The organism is Roseateles flavus, assembly GCF_039872765.1.
Classification (GTDB): Bacteria; Pseudomonadota; Gammaproteobacteria; order Burkholderiales; family Burkholderiaceae_C; genus Roseateles_B; species Roseateles_B flavus.
Genome location: NZ_JBDPZC010000041.1, coordinates 1 through 2252, shown reverse-complemented (window position 1 = coordinate 2252; position 2252 = coordinate 1). Strand labels below are relative to the sequence as shown.

Here is a 2252-nt window from a genome sequence, read left to right as displayed (position 1 = left end):
ACCAGCCCGGTGACAAGCGCCTGGTGACCTACTACACCGGCCATGCGACGGCGGAGCAGCTGCGGGCGCAGGCTCAAGCCACGCTGCCCAGCTACATGGTGCCGGCGGCCTATGTGCAGCTGGGATCGCTGCCGCTGACGCCCAACGGCAAGCTGGACCGCAAGGCGCTGCCGGCGCCGGACGAGCAGGCCTGGAGCCGGCGCGCCTACGAGGCACCGCAGGGCGAGGTAGAAGCCACGCTGGCGGCCATCTGGGCCGAGCTGCTGCAGCTGGAGCGCGTGGGCCGCCACGACAACTTCTTCGAGCTGGGCGGGCACTCGCTGATGGCCGTGAGCCTGATCGAGCGCATGCGCCGCGAAGGCCTGCATGCGGACGTGCGGGACCTGTTCACCGCCCCCACGCTGGCCGAGCTGGCCCAGGGCCTGGGCGACGACAGCGCCCAGGTGCAGGTGCCGCCCAATCTGATCCCCGAGGGCGCGACGGCCATCACGCCGCCGATGCTGACCCTGGTACAGCTGGACCAGGCCGCCATCGACCGCATCGTGGAAGGCGTGGAAGGCGGCGCGGCCAATGTGCAGGACATCTACCCGCTGGCCCCGCTGCAGGAAGGCATCCTGTTCCATCACCTGATGGAGAAGGAGGGGGACCCCTACCTGCTGCCCAGCCTGCTGGGCTTTGCCAGCCGCGAGCGCCTGGAACGCTTCGTGGGGGCGCTGCAGCAGGTGATAGACCGTCACGACATCCTGCGCACCGGCATGGCCTGGGAAGGGCTGGAGCAGCCGGTGCAGGTGGTGCGCCGCCAGGCGAGGCTGGCGCTGGACTTCGTCGAGCTGGACCCGGCCCAGGGCGATGTGGCGCAGCAGCTGCAGCAGCGCTTCGATCCGCGGCATTACCGGCTGGACGTGCGGCGGGTGCCGCTGCTGGAGGCCCATGCGGCCCAGGACCCAGAGCAGGGCCGCTGGGTGCTGCTGGTGCTGGCCCACCACCTGGCGATCGATCACACGACGCTGGAGCTGCTGGTGCAGGAGGCCAACCTGATCGAGGCAGGCCGGCTGGAGGCACTGGCTGCGCCGGCCCCGTTCCGCAACTTCGTGGCCCAGGCCCGCCTGGGCGTGAGCCAGGCGGAGCACGAGGCCTTCTTCCGGCGCATGCTGGGGGACATCGAGGAGCCGACGGCGCCCTTCGGGCTGCTGGACGTGCAGGGCGACGGAGCGGACATCGAGGAAGCGCGCCTGGTGCTGCCGGCGGCGCTGTCGCAGGCGCTGCGCCAGCGTGCGCGCAGCCTGGGGGTGAGTGCCGCCAGCCTGATGCACCTGGCCTGGGCGCTGGTGCTGGCACGCACGACGGGGCGCCAGGACGTGGTCTTCGGCACGGTGCTGTTCGGTCGCATGCAGGGCGGCGAGCACGCGGACCGTGTGCTGGGCATGTTCATCAACACCCTGCCGCTGCGGCTGAGCGTGGGGGCGCAGCGCCTGGACGAAGGGCTGCGCCAGGTGCACCAGCTGCTGGCGCAGCTGCTCAGGCACGAGCACGCGCCGCTGGCGCTGGCGCAGCGCTGCAGCGCCGTGCCGGCCCAGACGCCGCTGTTCAGCTCGCTGCTGAACTACCGGCATGGGGCCTCCGAAGTCGATGCCGACCTTGGTACCGAAGCTGCCGCAGCTCAGGCCGAGTCGCTGGACGACATCGAACACCTGAGCAGCGAGGAACGCACCAACTACCCGCTGACGCTGGCGGTGGACGATCTGGGCGAGGACTTCATGCTGACGGCGCAGGTCCAGGCGTCGGTGGGTGCAGAGCGGGTGTGCGCGCTGATGCACACGGCGCTGCAGGGCATGGTGCAGGCGCTGCAGCATGCGCCGCAGCAGGCGGTGCGGGACGTGGAGGTGCTGCCGGAGGCGGAGCGCGAGCAGGTGCTGGCGCTGGGCCGAGGGCCGGAGCAAGAGGCGCCTGAGCAGAGCGTGGGTCAGCGCATCACGGCGCAGGCCATGCGCACGCCGCAGGCGACCGCGGTGCAGGGGGCGGGTCGGCGGCTGAGCTATGCGGAGCTGGAGTCGCAGACGAACCGGCTGGCGCGGCATCTGCAGGGACTGGGGCTCAAGCCGGACGATCGGGTGGCGATCTGCGCCCGGCGCAGCGTGGAGCTGGTGCTGGGGATGGTGGCGGTGCTCAAGGCCGGCGGGGCGTATGTGCCGCTGGATGCGGCGTATCCGGGGGAGCGGCTGGGGCAGATGCTGCAGGACTGCGAGCCGGTG

General features: G+C 71.6%; 1 protein-coding gene. It reads left to right on the top strand.

Translation table 11 applies throughout. From position 1 onward, the window contains the following. Nucleotides 1-2252 (top strand): condensation domain-containing protein (locus ABDJ40_RS24620; RefSeq protein WP_347613747.1); only part of this gene is annotated, 2252 nt, incomplete at both ends.